The following is an 18,606-nucleotide window of genomic DNA, read 5'->3' as shown; positions in this document are numbered from 1 at the left end:
AGGTTGACCAAACCCGCTATAGCAAGGAACTTTCCGCCGCCCTTTCGCAGCCAATTCGAGTGACACGCCGTCCATGACCACCCCTGAAACGTCCAGCCGCGCCGAAATCATCGCCCACGCCCTGCCTTACATGCAACGCTATGACAACAAGACGGTCGTGGTGAAGTATGGCGGTCACGCCATGGGGGATCCGGAGCTTGGCCAGGCTTTTGCCCGCGACATCACGCTGTTGCGCCAGTCGGGCGTCAATCCGGTGGTCGTTCACGGCGGCGGCCCGCAGATCGGCAAGATGCTGGAGCGGCTGAACATCGTCAGCGAGTTCAAGGCGGGCCTGAGGGTCACCGACCGGGCGACCGTCGAGGTCGTCGAGATGGTTCTGGCCGGCTCGATCAACAAGGAGATCGTGCAGCTGATCAATGCCGAAGGCGGCCGCGCGGTCGGTCTGTGCGGCAAGGACGGCAACCTGGTGACGGCCCGCAAGCTCACGCGCACCGTTGTCGATCCGGACAGCAACATTGAAAGTGTCGTCGATCTGGGTTTCGTCGGCGAGCCGGCCAGCGTCAATCCGACCGTCCTGAGCCTCGTGCTCAAGGAGGACATCATTCCGGTAATTGCACCAGTTGCCCCCGGAGAGGACGGCGAGACCTACAACATCAATGCGGACACGGCTGCCGGTGCCATTGCCGGTGCGCTGAACGCAACACGCCTTCTGTTCCTGACCGATGTTCCGGGCGTTCTGGACAAGGACGGCAAGCTGATCAAACAGCTGACGGTTGCCAAGGCCCGTGACCTGATCGCCGACGGCACTATATCCGGCGGCATGATACCGAAAGTCGAAACCTGCATCGAAGCTCTGGACCGCGGCGTTGAAGGCGTGGTCATCCTCAACGGCAAGGTCTCGCACGCCGTGCTGCTGGAACTGTTCACCGATGGCGGCGCCGGGACATTGATACGCCCGTGACCGGAAAACGTCCTTTGCCAAACGAGGGGCCACAGGCCCACCGCAACGACCTGCGCCTGTTCAAGGGGGTCGAAGCCTGGGTGTTTGACCTCGACAACACGCTTTATCCGCACGAGGCCGATCTGTTCTCTCAGATCAACGAACAGATCGCGCGCTACGTTCAAAAACTGCTTGACCTGTCGCGCGACGAGGCAATGGCGCACCAGAAAGAGCTCTACCACGAACATGGCACCACTCTGCGCGGCCTCATGACGACGCACAACATCGATCCGGACGACTATCTGCAGTTCGTGCATGACATCGACTATTCGGTGCTTGATCCCGATCCGGCTCTCGGCGCGGCCATCGCGGCCCTGCCGGGCAAGAAATTCATCTTCACCAATGGTGACACGCCGCATGCCGAACGCACGGCGGCCGCCCTTGGCATCTCGGAGCATTTCGAGGATATCTTCGACATCGTGTCGGCGGATCTCGTGCCCAAACCGAACCGGGAAACCTATGACAAGTTTCTCGGACGCACGGGCATTGCCCCCGCACGTGCCGCCATGTTCGAGGACCTTGCGAAGAACCTGCGCGTACCGCACGCGCTCGGCATGTGTACTGCGTTGATCGTTCCGGCCGGAACCCGCCCGGTATTCGAGGAAAACTGGGACCTTGAAGGGGACCCCTATCCGCATGTCGACTTCGTCACCGACGATCTCACCGGGTTCCTGAAGGCTGTTCTCGGAGTGATCCGCTAGAGCACTTCCGGTCAGATTGGCTCAGCCTGTTTGACGTCTGGCGAGATGATCTGCGCGGAGGGGGCTGAAGTCCATTCGGGGCCATGGGCAAGCGGCCCGACAAGGCAGGTATCCGCCAGACACGAACCCGGCGGGCCGGGCCGGGTTGCGCCAATGCCTGCGGAAGTTGCCTCGACCGTGGGGCCAGCAGGTTCTTCAAATACTGCGCGTTGCCTGCACGCGAATTGCACATTGGCAGCCGCATGGAAGAGTGGGGTCCGTTTCCGGATCCGACTTTCCTCTTCTTCAGACAGGTGCAGCCATGTTTTCAATCAGTCTTTTCCAACCTGTCCGCACCCATACCCGCGCGCGATCCAGGCCGGAAAAACTCATTCATCGATTTCTGGAACTCCTGCGCCCGGCGCTCGGTCGTGGTGGTTTCGGCATTGCGGTAACGGAGTTTCTCGCCTTCGGCCTGAAACAGGCCTATGCGTGCCTCTTCGGTGGTCTGCTGCTCGGATACATTCTTCTGACCCGCTACGTTTATCCCGAAGATGCATTGCTGAGCCGCTACGATTTCCTGTTCCTGTGTGCGCTTGGAACCCAGATCATCATGATCGCCACGCGTCTGGAGACCCTGGATGAAGCCCGGATCATCCTGATCTTTCATGTTGTCGGAACCGTGATGGAGATCTTCAAGACATCCGCAGGTTCCTGGATCTATCCGGAAGACAGCCTGCTGCGCCTTGGCGGGGTGCCGCTGTTCACAGGTTTCATGTACGCGTCAGTCGGCAGTTATCTTGCCCGGGTCGCCCGGGTCTTCGACTTTACCTATTCCGGCTATCCGCCGCGCTGGACGACCTGGCTGTTTGCGCTGGCGATCTACGTGAACTTCTTCTCCCATCACTTCATCGTCGATTTGCGGATCTGCCTGTTCGGGGTCCTGTTTTTGCTCTTTGGACGTACGCAGGTTCATTATACGGTCTTCCGCTACAGGCACAGGATGCCGCTGGTCCTTGGCTTCTTCCTGGTCGCGCTCTTCATCTGGATTGCGGAAAACATCGGCACGTTCGCCCGTGCCTGGCAGTATCCCGGTCAAAGTGACGGATGGACAGTCGTGTCATTTGCAAAACTCAATGCATGGGTGCTCCTCATGATTGTTTCCTTCGTTCTGGTGACTCTTGTGAACCGGCCGAAGAAGGAAGTCGCTGCCGACTTGGAGTGACCGGCGCTCGACATGCTCTCCGGACTTCATTATTGAAGATAATTCAACTGTCAGGAGATCACCCATGGCGTCCCTGCGCGCGCTTCATGCCTTTTCCCTGCTTGCCCGTCACGGCCGGGCCGCCCTTGCGGCGGAAAAACTGGGCGTGTCACCCTCAGCCCTGTCTCACCTGATGCGCAAATTGGAAAGTGAACTCGGGGCAACCCTCGTCAACAGGGACGGCCGCGGACTGACACTGACGGAAGAAGGCCAGCGCCTTGCGCTCAGCCTTGGCGATGCTTTCGACCGGATCGAGGAAGCTGTCGACAGTTTCAGGCGGCGCGGTCGCACGGAATTGCGGATCAGCACCGTGTCGACCTTTGCAACGCGCTGGCTGATCCCGCGCCTGCCCGCCTTTCAGGCCGAGCAGCCCGATGTCGAACTGCTGCTATCGGCCTCCACGCGCATGGTTGATCTTGACCGGGAAAACTACGACTGCGCCATCCGGCTCGGCACCGGCAACTGGGCGAGCGTTGAAAGCCATTTGCTCTGGAAGGAGCATCTGGCCGTTGCCATGGCACCTGCCCTGTTGCAGGGAAAAGACCCCGATGCCCCCGAGATCCTGAAGGACCTGCGCCTCCTGCACAGCGCGTCGCGCCGCAACGACTGGATCCAATGGCTGGAGGCCGCCGGTCTTGAGCATCCCGACACGAATTCCGGCACGGTGCTGCAAAGCCGCGACCTTGCCATTCAGGCGGCAATCGCCGGCATGGGAGCGATTGTCATCGACAGGCGGTTTGTCTCCCAGGAACTGGACGCCGGACACCTGATCACCCCGGACTGGGCCGTCGTGGAACTCGACACCGGCTACTGGTTCGTTCGCTCTCCCGCGCGCACGTTGACGCGTCCGGTCTCTGCCTTCCGGGACTGGCTGCAAACCGCTGCCTAGACGAAGGCCTCATACGACTTCCCTTGCGTTGCCACTGCAATTGACGTCATACTTGAAGAGGCTCGGTTTTCTGGTCCGCCATCGGGCGCACCAAAGGCCAGATCTCTTCTGGGGGGAAGTAGTATGCGTAAGGGGCTTATCGGCGCCATCCTTCTTGTTTTTTCGATGGTTTATTTCGGCGCGGCCACACAATCGGCCGAAGCCGGATCACTGCTCTGGCAGTTCGAGAGCAAGCATCCCAATGTGGTGAATGTCGAGCTTTATTCCGACACGCGCCGTGGCCATGTCTGGCCAGGAAACAACAGGGTCTATGTGCTGGACGACTACTCGGTCAAAACCATCAACATTTCCTGCCGGAACGGTGAGAAAATCTGCTACGGCGCCTGGGTCAAGAACCGCTCCAACCTCTATTGGGGCGTCGGCTACAAGAACCGCAACCGCTGTTCCAGCTGCTGCTGGACCTGTAACGGCGGCCAGACCAAGGTGATCGTGCTCAATCCGTGACGTAAGAGCTTGATTTACAATCCAGGCATTCCGATCAATACCTAGGTGGAGGCAGCGGAGTTCCTGCCTCTGACCACTCCAGCTTGAAAAGCAGATTTTGTATTGAACCCGCCGCGCAGATCTTAGGCATCGGCCAAGGTGCGTTCGAACAGGTCCACGTACTCACGGCGCCGATCAACCGGTGATAGATGAACGAGCACGACATCCTGCAACACCGGGACTGACTGCTCTGCCGCAAATTTGGCAAACCAGATGACCTCGGACAGAGGCTGGTCCTCTTGCCAGGTCGTCATGATCCGAGCCTCGTCCGGGATGTCGCCAAAATCATGCCGGTCCAGCATCGTTTCGTCGACGCAATCGTGAAAGATCTCACAGCCAATTCCCCAGGCCATCACATAAAAACAGCCAGATCCGACGAGCCAGTCGCAAACGGCATTTCGCCATTTCGGATCGAGCTCTTCCTCAATTGCGACAATCGCCTTGAACCTCGCGGGCACGCTTGTTTCACGCAACTGATCATCAGTGCCTGGGCGCAGATAATGAAAACGCACATCAAACTCCCAATCTGGCTTTTGCGGAGCTGAGGGATCGTTGATCTGGTCTCCGTCCCTTCTCGTTTGTCCCAAATGACCGTAACTTGCAAACTCGGCCTAAAGCAGTTCTTCTGGCATGCGGGGCGGTTAAGGTCCTGCTCCTAAGTGGCGGTAAATTCTGCATCTTGAATCGGCGAAAGCTCTATACCTTAGGCCGCGCCTTGCAGATAAATTTTGGCAATCAGCCACCTTGCATCAAACCGCGATCTTGTCCGGTTCCGGTGTCGGGACCGCAAGCCGCCGGCGGGCCGGATCGGGATTGGGCACCGCCGCCAGCAGCTGTCTTGTATAGGCGTGTTTGGGTTGCCGCAGCACCTCCTCGCAAGGTCCCGTCTCCACGACCCGCCCCTTGTACATCACTGCGATCCGGTGGCTGACACGCTCCACCACCGCAATATCGTGAGAAATGAACAGGAACGACAGGCCTTCACGTTTTTGCAGATCCAGCATGAGATCGGTGATCTGACGGGCGATGGACACATCAAGCGCCGAGACGGCTTCGTCGGCAACGATCAGCTTCGGCGAAACCGACAAGGCCCGGGCAATGCAGAGCCTTTGCCGCTGTCCGCCGGAAAACTGATGCGGGAACCTGTCGATAGCGTCTTCCTCAAGGCCAACCCTTACAACCAGTGACGCGGCGAAATCCCGGAGCCCACCGGCATTGGCCACCCCATGGATGCGCGCCGGTTCCGTCACCAGATCGCGCACGGGAAGACGCGGGTTCAAGCTGGCAAACGGATCCTGAAAGACCATCTGGGCATGTTTCCGGCTCGCGCGCAAAGCCTTCTGCGGCAGACCCGTCAGAACCTCACCACCGATTTCGACACGGCCGCATTCCGGCTCGATCAGGCGCAGGATCGACCGCGCCAGGGTCGACTTGCCGCACCCGCTTTCCCCGACAAGGCCAAGTGTTTCGCCTTTTCGAACGTGAAGCGACACATTGTCGACCGCAAGAACACCCGGATCGCGCTTGCCAAACAGGCGCGCCTTTGTCTGAAACCGGGTCGAAAGTCCCTCCACGGATAGAACCGTTTGCGCCTCTGCGGCACCTGTCCTGGAGCCGTCGCCCAGTTTGGGCGTTGCCGCCATGAGGCGCCTGGAATAGGGCGCCTCAGGCCGCTGAAAGAGGTCAAAAACATCTGCTTCCTCGACCTTCTCGCCGTCTTTCAGAACCACCACCCGGTCCGCGATTTCGGCAACAACACCCATGTCATGGGTGATGAACAGAACACCCATGCCAATCTCGTCCTGCAGCGTCTTGATCAGCTTCAGGATCTCCGCCTGGGTGGTGACATCGAGCGCGGTGGTCGGTTCATCGGCGATCAGAAGTTTCGGCCGGCAAGCAAGCGCCATGGCAATCATCACGCGCTGGCGCAGACCGCCGGAGAGTTCATGCGGGTACTGGCCAAGACGGCGGACCGGGTCTGGAATTCGCACTTCTTCCAGCGCCTGGGCCGAAGCCAGAAGCGCGTCCTTGCGGTTCATGGCCCGGTGCCGGATAAAAACCTCGGACACCTGGTCGCCAATTCTCAGAACCGGGTTGAGGGACGTCATCGGCTCCTGAAACACCATCGACACCTGATTGCCGCGCAGCCCGGTCAGCCGGTCCTCCGGCAAGCCGGCCAGATCCAGAAACCCGCCGTTTTGAGCCAGTTGGATTTCGCCGCCGGCAATGCATCCACCCTCGCGTTCAATCAGCCGCAGGATGGACAGCGCGGTCGCGGATTTTCCGGAGCCTGATTCTCCGACAAGCGCCAGTGTTTGCCGTTCAAGAACGTCAAAGGAAAGACCCTTTACGGCCTCGAAGCTCCCGAAGGCCACTTTGAGACCTGCCACCTTCAGGACTTCATCGTTCATGTCATCTGACCTTTCCGGCGCGCCGCAAATTCCGGGTGGCTCGAAAAATCGGGCATTGGCGGTGTCCATCTGGAGAGCACGGGTTTGAATGAAAATGTCATCGGGTCTCGGCCCTCTACACGCCAATCGACCGTCTCGCCGAGTTCGAGCAGCCCGAAGGCACCAGCCGGCTCGCCCTGGGTGGTGAAGCTTTCCGTCAGGGATTGCTGGGTCAGGTGGGTGATACCATCCACCGCCGTGACCGTGTTCCAGTGCACATGTCCAGCAAGGCAGACCACCGGATGATTTGCCTGGGCCAGCGCGGCCCGGGCCCGTTCCGCCATCGGGTAGGTCGAAGATGCGGGATTGTTCTGGAAATAGTAGTTTCCGGTCTGGGCATGGCCGGACACCGGCACATGACTGACAACCAGCAAAGGCCGGTCTGCCTTCTGAACAACACGGGACAACCACAGAAGGTCCGCCTCGCGCAGGACGAACCCGCTATGCTCCTCGGAACGCAGGATCTTGCTGTCGGCGCGCCACAGCGCAATGCGCCAGTCTCCGAGGTCGAACGTCTCGTTCTGCAGCGACTGACCGAGGATTTCCTCATTGTCGGAAACGTCCAGATGGTCGCGGTCGTGGTTGCCATTGATGTGATGAACAGGCGCATCGACCTGCTGAAAGGCCTCTGCAACGTCTCGCTCGAGGACGAGATCCGTCTCCCGGTTCTCGTCGGAGATCCTGTCGCCCAGATCGAGAACGAAGTCGGGCCGGGAAGCGTTGGAGAACTCGGCGAACTCTTTCAACAGCGACAAGGCCGTATCGCCACGTTTGGTGGCGGACGGCTTGCCGTGGTGAATATCGGCAACAACAGCAATACGGACAGACACGGCGGTTCCCCTGAGTCTTAAAAAGGAAAGCGCCGCCGGTGACCCGGCGGCGCCCAATTGGCTTAGTTGAAGGAGATCGAACCGGCGCGGAAATCGAGCACATAAGGGATGTGACCCTTTTTCGGAGCCCAGTTCACGGAGGATTTCATGCCCCAGCTCTCAAACGGACGGTAAAGCGGCAGAACCGGCGGATCCTGCTTGATCCGCTCCATCAGCTCCGCATAAGCGGCGTTGCGCAGCTCCACGTCGCCGTTGAAGCGGAACCGTTCCCACATCTCGGCATATTCTTCATCCGTGTTGAAACGGCCGGCCCCCTCGGACGGACCATCCGGTGCCCACATCACGCCGAAGGAGCCGAACGGATCGGCAAAATACATCGGGTTCGACCAGCTGCGCGCCATCATTTCCGGATCGTTGCCGGTCCATTTGTCGGTGACGTTCAGCTTGCCGTTGATGCCGGCTTCCGCCCACATCTCCATGATCGCCTGGGCGGCCAGAACACCGTTGGTGTAGTAGACCGGAAACGCGTCAAAGACGATTTCCTCGCCATTGTAGGAGCTTTCAGCCAGAAGCTTCTTGGCCTTGTCGAGGTCATATTCGAAGGTGACCAGGTCCGGCTGGTGCAGCTGACCCATCTCTTCCATCGTGTGCGACGACGGGACAACCGCCTTGCCGAGCCACAGAGCTTCATTCAAGAGGTCGCGGTCGATCGACAGAGACATTGCCTGGCGGATCTTCGGATCCTTCAGGTTCGGATGGTTCACATTCATGATCATGACGTGGAAGAGAGCTGTGGCAGAACCTTCGGTCTTCAGGTTCGGGTCCGCGTTGATCAGCTCCAGCTGGTCCGGTGCAATGTTGGTGACAATATCGGCTTCACCGGTTTTCAGGGCCGTGATGCGGGACGCTGTTTCCGGCATGCGGATCACGGTTGCCTTGTCGAGCGGCGCCTTATCGCCCCAGAAATCGTCGAAGCGTTCATAGACGACCTTCTGACCCGGCTGGAATTCGGCGATCTTGTAGGGACCGGTGCCGACAGGTGCCAGCGAGAAGGCTTCAAAGTCGCTGTCTTCGGCCACTTTCGGATCACCGGTCAGGCCCTTGGTGTAGTCTTCCGGGATGATCATGACCTGCTGCAGGTTCAGAAGCGTTTCCCAGAGCGGCTCAGGACGATTGACGCGGATCTGCACGGTGTGGTCATCCACCTTGATGGCTTCGGCGAAGTTGCCGAGGCGATCCTTTGAGCGGACAACATATGGCGGGAAAGTTGCCTGATACATGCGGTTCAGCGAGAAAACCACGTCGTCGGCCGTCAGGTCTTCACCGTTGTGGAACTTGACGCCGTCGCGCAGCTTGAGTTCCATCAGGGTCGGCTCGAGCAGTTTCCATTCGGTGGCAAGCGCCGGCCCCCATTCCAGGTCCAGCTTGTCGTGGTTCTTGCCAATCAGCGTGTCGAATGCGTTGTAGTAAAACTGGGATCCGACATTGGAGTGGTCCCGGCCCGGATCGAGATAGTCGGACACATTGGCTGCGCCGACCGTGATTTCAGCGGCGAAGGCACCTGTGGCCAGCAGCGATGCCAGCGCGGTTGTTGCAAGTAGTTTCGTCATGGCTATTACCTCCAAGGCAACAAGAGTTCTCATCAGGCCGTTCGGGCTTCTGGTTGTTAAAGCGGTTATCTCGAACGCAGCCGGACGTCGGCGCGGTCGCGCAGCCAGTCGCCAAGGATCTGGACTGCAAAGGTCAGGAGAAGAATGGTCATGGCCGGCGCCAGCACGATCCAGGGCGCTGTCGGCAGATAGTCGCGACCGGTCCCGACCATGGATCCTAGAGTGGCCGTCGGCGGCTGCACGCCGAGCCCCAGGAAAGACAGGGTCGATTCCAGAATGACGATGTTGGAAAAATTCAGAGTGAACTGAACCACGATCGGCGAGACAACATTGGGCAGGATATGCCGGGTTGCGATGCGCACGGGCGTTGCGCCTGCCGCTCGGGCTGCCTCGACAAAAGGCATTTGCTTCAGCTTCTTCACCTCTGCCCGCACAATCCGGGCAAACTGTTCCCAGCCGTAAATGCCGAGCACCAGGATCATGATGTCCAGAGACGATCCGAAGATCGCCAATATGAGCAAGGCGATCAGCGTGAAGGGGATCGCAATCTGGGCATCGACCAGACCCATGACCACATCTTCGAAAACACCACCGATGATCCCGGACAGCAGACCAAGCGTGCCGCCTATCAGCAGCCCGATAACAGCACCGACTAGTGCGAGGGCGAAGGTCAGGCGCAAGCCGTAAATGCAGCGGGAAAGGACGTCTCGCCCGAGTTCGTCAGTTCCAAGCAGGTAACCTTCCTTGTAGCGTTCGAAACCAATCGGCGGACGCAGCCGCGAAATGAGGCTCTGGTCGGTCGGATCGAACGGCGCAATCAGCGGTGCGGCAAGGGTCGCAAGAACCAGACCCAAACCGACAATGAGCGCAACCCGCAGGATCCAGTTGCCCTGTCGCCAGATACTTGCCCCCGGAAACCAGAACCTTGTTGCAGGACCGTTCGCCGCCACATCGGACATGGTCAGGTTCCCTTCGCTAGCCGGATGCGCGGATCGGCATAGGCGTAGGCCAGATCGACCAGCGCGTTGATAATGATGACGGCGATGGCAACGGCCAGAACACCGAATTGCAGCACCGGGTAGTCGCGCGTGATTGCAGACCGCACGAGCAACTCGCCAATGCCCGGCCAGGCAAAGATCGATTCCACGACCACCGACCCTGCTGCGGCCAGTCCGGCGATCTGCAGGCCGATCACCGAAAGCAGCGTGATGGAGGCATTGCGCAGGCCATGCTTCAGGATGACCAGCCGCTCGGGCAGCCCCTTGGCCCGTGCGGTGCGCATATAGTCCTGGCTGAGCACATCCAGCATGGCGTTGCGCGTGAAGCGGGTCAGGGCCGCGACAAGCACACCCGACATCACGAGGGTCGGCATGATGAAATGCAGTGCCGTTCCATCTCCCACCACAGGCAGCCAGTTGAGCCAGTACGCAAAGACCAGGATCAAAATGATTGCGAGTACAAAATTCGGAACCGCATACCCGAGGAAGGCAACCACCATGATGATGCTTCCGGCCGTGCGGGTCCGATAGATCGCAGCAGCGATCCCAAGTGGCACGGAAACAGAGACGGTGAGGACCAGCGTGCTCAAAAGCAACTTGAGCGACGGCCAGATACGCTCGGCGACAATCTCTGAAACGGGTCTACGTTCGAGAAAGGACAGACCAAATTCACCCGAGAGGATTGATCCCAGATAGTGCCAGTACTGGCTCCAGACCGACCCGTCGAGGCCGTAATATTCGATCAAGAGTTGCCGGTCTTCGTCCGTGATGCCTTCCCCGAGGACAAAATCGACCGGATTGCCCGACAGGCGCGTGGCAAAGAACACGAGACTGACGATCACAAACAGGGTGACCGCCATCTTGATGAGCGTGCGCAGCGTGTAGGCTAGCATGACACGCTCTCCACATTGCCTTGCCTCGGGGGCAGCTGCGAACCTTTGGTCGCGGGCAAACGTCTGATTTCGATGAAATCCAATCCCAACGTCTCTGCCGCGGCACCATCCGTTTCCGGGTTGTCGCCGACAAAAACGGCCTCAGCCGGATGCGCGCCGGCACGCCGCAACGCCTCCGTCAAAAGATGTGGAGCCGGCTTTCCGAAACATTCAAAATCGAGCCCGGGTAAACAGGCCTCGACGGCGGCGAGCCAGGCACCGGTCTCGGGCACCGGCGTCCCGGACTGGTCCGGATGGGTCCTGTCCGCATTGGCCAGCAAGAGCCGTGCACCGCTGTGCAGGTCGGCCACAGTATGTGTCAATTGCTCGAGATCGAAAGCGGCCATGCGGCCAAGCAGAACATAGTCGGTCAGCCCGGATCCCAGTTCAAAACCGTGCTCGGCTGCCTTTTCGGCAATCGGCTCGTCGGCAAGGCAGCGGAGCCGCGCGCCGGGGCTGGTTCGCTCCAGATATTCAACCGCCTGTTCACCTGCCAAAAGGATGCGGTTTTCCGGAACATTGAGCCCCAGGGTCTTCAACCGGGCCGCCAGGGTTTCGGCCGTATCGGAGGAATTGTTGGAGACGATCCAAAGCCGATCCAAAACGGTCTGAACAAAACCGGCTGCTCCGGGCAACAGCTTGCCACCGGCGATCAGGCATCCGTCCAGGTCACACAGGATAGCCCTGTATCCCTGAACCCGGTCGGCATCGAGGCCTGAAAGAACAGTCTGGTTTGGCATCATCATCCACATCGGCAATTTGCGGCAGAGCACCGGCATGTTCGGACAAGACAGCCGGCCGCGTGTTTCGACACCAAAATTTCGTGTAGCTGTGACGGCCGCGTTACAGACCAGACCTATGGTTTGAGCAACTCAAACCAGACGTCAGATCAGTCTGCGTCCTTGCCCGGGTTCGGTTGGATGTCTGTCACCTTGTCCAAAATCCGCGCCTTGAACGCTGTGGCGGAAGCCGGGTCCTATGCGGCTGCGGCGCGTTTGCTGAACATCAGTCAGCCGGCGGTCTCCAGGCAAGTGCGCGATCTTGAAACGGAATATGCGGTTCGTCTGTTCGACCGGAAAAATGGCCTGCTTCACCCAACGCCGCTCTGTGCTGAACTCTGTGACATTGCCGAACGGATGGCGGAGGCGGAACGTAATGCAGAAAAATTACTCCGCCGGCACAACACACTGGTCAACGGCAAGCTGACCGTCGGTCTGGGGAATTCCATGCCAGGAATGGCACTGATTGCTGCCTTTCACAAACGGTATCCAAGTGTGGAGATCGCCGTTGAAACGGGTTCCTTTGAAGACATCATCAGTGCGGTGATCACGCGGGAAGTTGATGTGGGTGTTTTGCCGGACGTCCCCAAAGACGGACGTTTCCGACGCGAGCTCTTGATGCAGCAGAGCGTCGTTGCGATCATTCATCCAGACCACCCGTTGAGCGGCACAGGACCTGTCACCTGCCGGCGATTGATGCTGGAACCCCTGATTTTTCGGACCAAGGGCTCGTCGACGCAACGCGTGGTCGACCGGGCTTTTCAGAGCACCGGCCTGGCGCCTTCACCGCTCTTGACACTGGACACGAGAGACGCCGTCTACGAGGCAGTCGCCAACGGCATGGGTATCGGCTTCATGTGGCGCAACGGCACAGGACGAACGGACATTGTCGAGCGCATGCCGGTGACGGAGATGCACAAGGCCTTCGAGGAAGTCGCCTTTTCATTGGCATCGGAAAACAGCCTGCTGGTGGAGGCTTTCTTTCTCTCCGTAGAAGGGTTTCGACAAGAGGCCCTGAACTGAAAGGGCGGGCAACACTCAGCCCGCCCAGTCCGTTCGAGATGTTTCACACAGCTTTCCATTCGGACGGGTTTCTCCGCGCGACGGGTCTTTTGTCAGTTTGCCTTGCCCCGGTGATCACACGCAGCATCGGGGCGAGTTGCCGGTGGCGGAATTCAAAGCCGGCCTTGAGTAGTTTGTCAGGCACGACCCGCTGGCCACCGAGCATGGTCTCCCGGCCCATGTCGCCGAGGAGAGCAGACAGCAGCCAGGCTGGCGCCCGCAGGAAAGCGGGGCGATGAAGGGCCTGCGCCAAAGCATGTGTGAACTCGGCATTGCGAACCGGCTCGGGCGCCGTGGCATTGACCGGGCCATGCAGGCGATCATCGGCGATCGCGCGCGCAATCACACGGACAAGATCGTCCCGCTCGATCCACGACATCCACTGATCACCGCTGCCCAGCCGGCACCCGCCACCGAACTCAAACGGGGTCAGCAACCGGGCCAGCATGCCGCCTTCAACGCCCATGACCAGCCCGATGCGCAGACGGACCGCCCGCACGCCCTCGGCCGCACTCTTTTCAGCTGCTTCTTCCCAGCGTGCACAGACGTCATGCACGAATGCAGGACCAGCCGCGGCGTCTTCCGTCAGCGTCTCGTCACCGCGCAAGCCGTACCAGCCAATGGCCGATCCATTTATGAGGGAGGACGGTTTGTGGGCGAGCCGTCTGATCAGCGCGTGAACAGCTTGGGTCGTGGCCACCCGGCTGTCGATGATGCGCGCGCGTTTTCTGGCCGTCCACAATCCGTTTGCAACCGGATCACCCGCCAGGTTCACGATCGTGTCGAAATGTTCCGTGTCGTGGATCTGATCCAGACTGGAAATCACACGAACCGGATGGGTCAGCATGTCGGCCTTGCGTGGATCACGGCTCAGAACCGTCACAAAGTGACCGCCCCGGACAAGCGCTTCCACCAGCCGCTGGCCGATGAAACCGGTGCCGCCGGTGACGAGTACAGTCTGACGCGGGTGGAGTTCGCTGACGAGATCTGCCGGTGCCGCCCCACCCAGACGCTCGCTGCGTGCAGCCGCCAGGAGGTCTCTTGCACTGAACAGCCCGACACCAAGAGCTGCGACCGTCGCCAGCACGCTCCACCAGCCATAGCTGACCGGATGCAACGCCGTCGGCTGCTGGCACCATTGCCAGAGGTAAGGCGCGAAGAGCGCCAGGATTGCTCCGTAGTTGAGCGCGAGCAGCGTGTGGTTGATGCGCTCGGTCCAGGGCAATTTGCGGGTCAGGTCCTCCTCGACGAAATCCCACAGGGTGATCAGCACTTCGGCGACAAGAATTGTCGTCAGTACCATGGCAAAGACGCCATGGGGCTCCAGCCAGCCGAAACACAGGAAGATCACGGCATAGAAGAAATTGCGCACGCCATGCAGCCGGAGCTCGGTCTTCTGCGAGGCACGCCAGGCCAGGCGCTCGGTGCCTTCGTGATGCACCAGCGTGTCGAAGGCTCCCATGAAGACCTGTATGGCGATTAAAACCCAAAGCCAGTCATTGTCCATGATCAATCTCCCTGGTCGTGAAAAAGCGCGTCCTGGCAAACAAGCTTGCCGAAGAGACCGCTTCTGAGTGAAAGCGAAAACAGGAAACGGGAGGCTCCCAGGTCCTTATGGCTGATCGTCAGCCTTCCGGGCTGGAGCCAGGCAGGCAGACGCAGGCGCCGCCCCGCGACCTGGAGGAAATAGTGATCGCTCCTGAAGGTCAGGCCACTGCCATTCGCGCTGACCTTCAGCGCAATACCGATGCCGAAACCGATATATTCCTCGATCCCCGTCGGTCCGGCGAAGCGTTTGGAACTATGGATCACCTGCGGAAAGCCGTTGGCCCGGCCATACTGGCGCAGCCAGAACTGGCCATCCCCGGCGCAATCTTCGGTCACCGACACAACAGCCGGCTGGTTCAGGGATGACAGGTCGTGTGGCAGGGGCGCCCCTAGCAGTCGCGCTATCTGGGCCAGGAAACGTCCCGCCATGTTCATGTGCATGGCAACCACCTGACCCTGATAGACAACACTTGCGCCACCCCTGAGGCGCTTGCCGAAACGACGGCGCACGGCCGCCGGCAATGCGGACCAGGCCTCTTCGCCCAGAAGCTTGCGAAATCTGTCATCTGTCATAACGGGAGGTCGTTGCAGCGCGTTTTCACTATGCATTCCACCCTCTCCTGTTAAATCAGTTGTTTCTGTATGAAGAGAAATAATTGTCCAAAAATTTTTTGGAGATCCTCCAGTCGGTGTCAACCGACCGGCCTCACCCCTTTTTCTTGCCGCCGATCTTGAGCAGACCCAGCACCTTGTCGCCCATGCTGATAAGAGTTGCGAGCTTGGATTTCGGAATGCCCAGCATCTGGTCCCACCAGCGGTCGGCCGTTGCCAGGAAGTCGTGCATCTCCTGCATGCGCGCCAGCGTGACCGGATGCAGTTGCGGTTCCTGTTTCGCCTGTCCGACACAGACATCGATGGCGCGAATTGCCGGATCGATTTCCCGCTCCTTGCGACCCTTGGCAATCAGCAATGCCATTTCCCAGACATCGGTCTCGGCGACAAAATGTTCGCGCCTGTCACCGGCCACCGGAACCCTCTGGATCAGGCGCCAGCCCACCAGTTCCTTCAGCGAGTTGGACACATTGGAGCGGGCGATACCAAGTTCCTCGGAAATTTGCTCCGCGTTGAGCGGGTCCGGGCTCAGATAAAGCAGCGCATGGATCTGGGCCACGGAGCGGTTGACACCCCACTGGCCACCCATATCGCCCCAGTAAAGGATGAACTGCGCCTTGGCGGAGGAGTCATTCTTGTCAGTAATTTCTGTCATGACAGAAATATCGGATTAAAACGAATAGGAGTCAAGAGCCATTCGACCGAAGGGATTCAGGAGGCTTTCCGCCAACGCTCCTCGCGCACGAATTCGATCAGTTTGTCGGACGGCATGGGCGGTGCGAAGGCATAGCCCTGCAAGGCGTCACAGCCGAGATCCCGCAAGATCCGGGCGTGTTCCATGGTCTCGACCCCTTCCGCCACGACCTTGATACCGAGCGACTGGCCGATCTCGATGATCGAGGCAACAAGCCGCCGCTGTCCTTCGGACTGGAGGATCGGCAGGATCAGCTGACGGTCGATCTTCAACCGCGATGGCCGCAGATGGATCAGGCTGACAATCGACGCATAGCCGGTACCGAAATCGTCGATCTCGATATCGATGCCCTTTTCTCTCAAGTGTTCGAAGTTGGTGGCAATACGGTCATTGCCGTCATCGAGAAAGATCGATTCAAGCAGTTCGAAAGAGAGTGTTCCCGGTTCGAAGGAAAGCCCGTCCAGGCTTTCCATGAGGCGTGCGTCATTGAGCCGGCCTGCTGACACATTGACCGACACTTTGGGAATGGTGAGACCGGCGGCTTTCCAGCGGGTCGACTGCCAGAGCGCCTGTTCCAGAATGGTGCGGTCGATCAGGGGAACGACATTGAGTTCATCCGCCGTTTTCATGAAGACATCCGGCGTCAGGATGCCTTCCTTTGGATGATCCCAGCGGGCAAGGGCTTCGACACCGGTGATCTTCAGATCCTGCGCGCAGAACTGCGGCTGGAAGAAGGGCAGAAACTGCTGATGCTCCAGGCCGGTGAGAATATCGTCGGCAACCTGCTTGTTGCGGATGATTTCCAGCTTCAGCGTATCGGAGAAGAATTCGAACCGGTTGCGGCCGTTGCTCTTGGCCCGGTAGAGCGCAATATCTGCATCGACCAGCAGATGTCTGCCAAAATCCTTCAGCGACGTGTCGGCCATGGCAATGCCGATGCTGACGCCGATCCGGCACTGATGGTTTTCATAGGGGATGGGCTGGCGCATCTGCTCGATGATGCGCTCTGCCTGAGCGGCAAGTTCCAGCTCATCGGTAGGTTCGGTGATGGCAATGACAAACTCGTCGCCGCCGACCCGCGCCACAAAGTCTGTCTTACCCGCCTCCTCCTTCAGGACACCCGCTGCATGGATCAACATGCTGTCACCGGCTGCATGGCCGAGCGTATCGTTGATGTGCTTGAAGCGGTCGAGATCGATATGCAGCAGTGCCGTCGGCTTGCGAGGTGCCTCCGGATCGAGCAGATGCTGATCCAGATAGCGCCGGTTCGGCAGCCCGGTGAGACTGTCATGCAGCGAATGATGCTCCATGAGCGCCCGTGCGTCTTCCAGGTCCCGGTTGCGGTCCTCGGCATTCTGCTTGGCCTTTTCCAGCCGGGTCTTGAGCCGGATGTCGCTGGAAACATCCCAATTGACGCCGAGAATGTAGCTCTGCCCGCGTGCATTGGTGTGCACGGCCCCGATTGCCCGGATCCACCGTGTGGAGCCATCCTGCAGGATCACGCGGAAATCGGAATGATACATGCCGCCGGCCGCGATCGCGTCCCAGTATTCTTTCTCGGCACGCCTGAGATCATCCGGGTGCAGGCTCTCCGACCAGACATCATACCTGGTCGCGTCACGCCCTTCAGGAACGTCATAAAGTTCGAGCATGCGCGCGTCCCAGGACAACTCGCCGGTATCGAGATTGAGTTCCCAGATGCCGATCTTGGATGTGTCCAGCGCGAGTTTCAGCCGCTGCGACAAATGCTCCATCTGATGCTGGCGGTGTTTCAGTTCGCGAATGTGAACGCGGCGCTGATCATAGAGCTGCCCTGCCACGAAGATCGGCAGCAGGATCAGCAGTGCCCCGGCAATCATCAGAAGCCGGATCTGCCAGGCGTTTTCAGGCATGTCCGACCAGCCACCGCGCGGGATCGCCGCGAGTTGCCAGCGTCCCGATGGCAGAACCACTTCGGACAGAATGGCGTTTTCAGAAAGAATGTCCTCGGACCCGAAAAAGACCTTGCCTGTCGACCCGGTCGCATCCGCACCCGCAATCGCAATCTCGATCGGCAGATCAGGATCGGTCAAACCGCTGTCTGCATAGAGCCGCTCGGCGTCGACGACAGCCGAGACAAGCCCCCACAGTTCCCGGGTCCCGTCTTCCTTGTCGATAAAGACGGGAAACCGGCCAATGAACCCGATCCCGCCCTGCAGCAGGTTGACAGGTCCGGCAAGAAGCATTTGGCCGGACTCAACTGCGCGCATGGCCGCATCGCGTTGCTGTTCGTTGGTTCTATAGTTGAGACCAATGGCCTTTTCGTTGCCGGCCATCGGATACATCAGGCTGACGACAAGGTCGGGTGCACCGGCAATGTTGCGCAGCTGGGAATGCTCGCCGACAAGGTAGCGCGAAATGCGGCCAAACTGCTCCTGATCGATGTCGGGCTGCGTGGCGATAAGGGCGACCAGGCCACGAACCAGCTGGAGATTGCTGTTGATGTTGCCTTCCAGACGGGCGCGCACCAGGCCCAGCTGCTCCCCCACATCTGCACGGGCGCTTTGGCGATGCACCGAGCGGTTCTGTATTTCCGCAAAGACACCAGCTGCGATTGTCACGGTCAGTGCAAGCCCGACAGCAATCATGCTGATCCAGCTCGGCCGCGACAAAATCTGACTGGTGTCAAATCTGGAAAAAAAGAACTTCGCCATTGAACCTTTCAATACCGGGAGC

17 protein-coding genes are annotated in these 18,606 nt (G+C 59.5%); 6 read left to right on the top strand and 11 right to left on the bottom strand.

Annotated features, from left to right (window positions below):
• The first annotated feature begins 73 nt into the window (after positions 1 to 73).
• From argB to ACO6TG_RS20305, 5 genes are all read left to right on the top strand, one after another.
• Positions 74 to 961 (top strand): acetylglutamate kinase, encoded by an 888-nt coding sequence (argB, locus tag ACO6TG_RS20325; RefSeq protein ID WP_422374873.1) that lies wholly within the window; start codon positions 74 to 76, stop codon positions 959 to 961.
• The gene (locus tag ACO6TG_RS20320; RefSeq protein WP_422374872.1) at positions 958 to 1,701 is read left to right on the top strand and encodes a pyrimidine 5'-nucleotidase; all 744 of its coding nucleotides are present in this window, start codon (positions 958 to 960) and stop codon (positions 1,699 to 1,701) included. The genes argB and ACO6TG_RS20320 overlap by 4 nt, the downstream gene beginning before the upstream one ends.
• Positions 1,702 to 2,002: 301 nt before the next feature.
• The gene (locus tag ACO6TG_RS20315; protein ID WP_422374871.1) at positions 2,003 to 2,905 is read left to right on the top strand and encodes a DUF817 domain-containing protein; all 903 of its coding nucleotides are present in this window, start codon (positions 2,003 to 2,005) and stop codon (positions 2,903 to 2,905) included.
• A gap of 64 nt (positions 2,906 to 2,969) precedes the next feature.
• Complete coding sequence (locus ACO6TG_RS20310; RefSeq protein WP_422374870.1) at positions 2,970 to 3,833, top strand: LysR substrate-binding domain-containing protein; 864 nt, start codon at positions 2,970 to 2,972, stop codon at positions 3,831 to 3,833.
• A 123-nt stretch (positions 3,834 to 3,956) separates the two neighbouring features.
• Positions 3,957 to 4,337, top strand: coding sequence for a hypothetical protein (locus ACO6TG_RS20305; RefSeq protein ID WP_422374869.1), 381 nt, complete (start codon positions 3,957 to 3,959; stop codon positions 4,335 to 4,337).
• Between the two features lie 122 nt (positions 4,338 to 4,459).
• Here the strand turns inward: ACO6TG_RS20305 and ACO6TG_RS20300 are convergent, their stop codons facing one another.
• The 7 genes from ACO6TG_RS20300 to ACO6TG_RS20270 form a co-directional block, all read right to left on the bottom strand.
• A complete protein-coding gene (locus tag ACO6TG_RS20300) occupies positions 4,460 to 4,888 on the bottom strand; it encodes a DUF7684 family protein (RefSeq protein ID WP_422374868.1) in 429 nt (142 codons plus the stop codon).
• Between the two features lie 237 nt (positions 4,889 to 5,125).
• On the bottom strand, positions 5,126 to 6,787 hold the full coding sequence (locus tag ACO6TG_RS20295) for an ABC transporter ATP-binding protein (RefSeq protein ID WP_422374867.1): 1,662 nt from the start codon (positions 6,785 to 6,787) through the stop codon (positions 5,126 to 5,128).
• Positions 6,784 to 7,656, bottom strand: coding sequence for a metallophosphoesterase family protein (locus ACO6TG_RS20290; protein WP_422374866.1), 873 nt, complete (start codon positions 7,654 to 7,656; stop codon positions 6,784 to 6,786). The genes ACO6TG_RS20295 and ACO6TG_RS20290 overlap by 4 nt, the downstream gene beginning before the upstream one ends.
• A 62-nt stretch (positions 7,657 to 7,718) precedes the next feature.
• On the bottom strand, positions 7,719 to 9,266 hold the full coding sequence (locus ACO6TG_RS20285) for an ABC transporter substrate-binding protein (RefSeq protein ID WP_422374865.1): 1,548 nt from the start codon (positions 9,264 to 9,266) through the stop codon (positions 7,719 to 7,721).
• A gap of 65 nt (positions 9,267 to 9,331) precedes the next feature.
• Complete coding sequence (locus ACO6TG_RS20280; RefSeq protein ID WP_422374864.1) at positions 9,332 to 10,225, bottom strand: ABC transporter permease; 894 nt, start codon at positions 10,223 to 10,225, stop codon at positions 9,332 to 9,334.
• A 2-nt stretch (positions 10,226 to 10,227) separates the two neighbouring features.
• Positions 10,228 to 11,157 carry an ABC transporter permease gene (locus ACO6TG_RS20275; protein ID WP_422374863.1) on the bottom strand — a complete coding sequence of 310 codons (930 nt, stop codon included), beginning with the start codon at positions 11,155 to 11,157 and terminating at the stop codon, positions 10,228 to 10,230.
• Positions 11,151 to 11,936 (bottom strand): HAD-IIA family hydrolase, encoded by a 786-nt coding sequence (locus ACO6TG_RS20270; protein ID WP_422374862.1) that lies wholly within the window; start codon positions 11,934 to 11,936, stop codon positions 11,151 to 11,153. Before ACO6TG_RS20270 ends, ACO6TG_RS20275 begins: the two co-directional genes overlap by 7 nt.
• 192 nt (positions 11,937 to 12,128) lie before the next feature.
• Between ACO6TG_RS20270 and ACO6TG_RS20265 the strand changes: the two genes are divergently transcribed.
• The gene (locus ACO6TG_RS20265) at positions 12,129 to 12,998 is read left to right on the top strand and encodes a LysR family transcriptional regulator (RefSeq protein WP_422374861.1); all 870 of its coding nucleotides are present in this window, start codon (positions 12,129 to 12,131) and stop codon (positions 12,996 to 12,998) included.
• Between the two features lie 43 nt (positions 12,999 to 13,041).
• On the opposite strand, the gene ACO6TG_RS20260 is transcribed toward ACO6TG_RS20265, so the two are convergent.
• The 4 genes from ACO6TG_RS20260 to ACO6TG_RS20245 all read right to left on the bottom strand — a co-directional run bounded on the left by ACO6TG_RS20260 (position 13,042) and on the right by ACO6TG_RS20245 (position 18,584).
• The gene (locus tag ACO6TG_RS20260; RefSeq protein ID WP_422374860.1) at positions 13,042 to 14,544 is read right to left on the bottom strand and encodes a TIGR01777 family oxidoreductase; all 1,503 of its coding nucleotides are present in this window, start codon (positions 14,542 to 14,544) and stop codon (positions 13,042 to 13,044) included.
• A gap of 2 nt (positions 14,545 to 14,546) precedes the next feature.
• Positions 14,547 to 15,194 carry a DUF4166 domain-containing protein gene (locus ACO6TG_RS20255; RefSeq protein WP_422374859.1) on the bottom strand — a complete coding sequence of 216 codons (648 nt, stop codon included), beginning with the start codon at positions 15,192 to 15,194 and terminating at the stop codon, positions 14,547 to 14,549.
• A gap of 97 nt (positions 15,195 to 15,291) precedes the next feature.
• A complete protein-coding gene (locus ACO6TG_RS20250) occupies positions 15,292 to 15,852 on the bottom strand; it encodes a GbsR/MarR family transcriptional regulator (RefSeq protein ID WP_422374858.1) in 561 nt (186 codons plus the stop codon).
• A 56-nt stretch (positions 15,853 to 15,908) separates the two neighbouring features.
• Entirely contained in the window at positions 15,909 to 18,584 is a 2,676-nt protein-coding gene (locus tag ACO6TG_RS20245) for a bifunctional diguanylate cyclase/phosphodiesterase (RefSeq protein WP_422374857.1), read from the bottom strand.
• Positions 18,585 to 18,606 lie beyond the last annotated feature (22 nt).

The organism is Roseibium sp. (assembly GCF_965233565.1).
Taxonomy (GTDB): domain Bacteria; phylum Pseudomonadota; class Alphaproteobacteria; order Rhizobiales; family Stappiaceae; genus Roseibium.
This window is presented reverse-complemented; position numbering and strand designations above follow the sequence as displayed.

Excerpts from the sequence above, each read along its gene's own strand:
- argB (WP_422374873.1), top strand. The coding sequence starts at position 74 with ATGACCACCCCTGAAACGTCCAGCCGCGCCGAAATCATCGCCCACGCC.
- ACO6TG_RS20315 (WP_422374871.1), top strand. The coding sequence starts at position 2,003 with ATGTTTTCAATCAGTCTTTTCCAACCTGTCCGCACCCATACCCGCGCG.
- ACO6TG_RS20310 (WP_422374870.1), top strand. The coding sequence starts at position 2,970 with ATGGCGTCCCTGCGCGCGCTTCATGCCTTTTCCCTGCTTGCCCGTCAC.
- ACO6TG_RS20305 (WP_422374869.1), top strand. The coding sequence starts at position 3,957 with ATGCGTAAGGGGCTTATCGGCGCCATCCTTCTTGTTTTTTCGATGGTT.
- ACO6TG_RS20295 (WP_422374867.1), bottom strand. The coding sequence starts at position 6,787 with ATGAACGATGAAGTCCTGAAGGTGGCAGGTCTCAAAGTGGCCTTCGGG.
- ACO6TG_RS20285 (WP_422374865.1), bottom strand. The coding sequence starts at position 9,266 with ATGACGAAACTACTTGCAACAACCGCGCTGGCATCGCTGCTGGCCACA.
- ACO6TG_RS20280 (WP_422374864.1), bottom strand. The coding sequence starts at position 10,225 with ATGTCCGATGTGGCGGCGAACGGTCCTGCAACAAGGTTCTGGTTTCCG.
- ACO6TG_RS20275 (WP_422374863.1), bottom strand. The coding sequence starts at position 11,157 with ATGCTAGCCTACACGCTGCGCACGCTCATCAAGATGGCGGTCACCCTG.
- ACO6TG_RS20270 (WP_422374862.1), bottom strand. The coding sequence starts at position 11,936 with ATGCCAAACCAGACTGTTCTTTCAGGCCTCGATGCCGACCGGGTTCAG.
- ACO6TG_RS20260 (WP_422374860.1), bottom strand. The coding sequence starts at position 14,544 with ATGGACAATGACTGGCTTTGGGTTTTAATCGCCATACAGGTCTTCATG.
- ACO6TG_RS20255 (WP_422374859.1), bottom strand. The coding sequence starts at position 15,194 with ATGCATAGTGAAAACGCGCTGCAACGACCTCCCGTTATGACAGATGAC.
- ACO6TG_RS20250 (WP_422374858.1), bottom strand. The coding sequence starts at position 15,852 with ATGACAGAAATTACTGACAAGAATGACTCCTCCGCCAAGGCGCAGTTC.
- ACO6TG_RS20245 (WP_422374857.1), bottom strand. The coding sequence starts at position 18,584 with ATGGCGAAGTTCTTTTTTTCCAGATTTGACACCAGTCAGATTTTGTCG.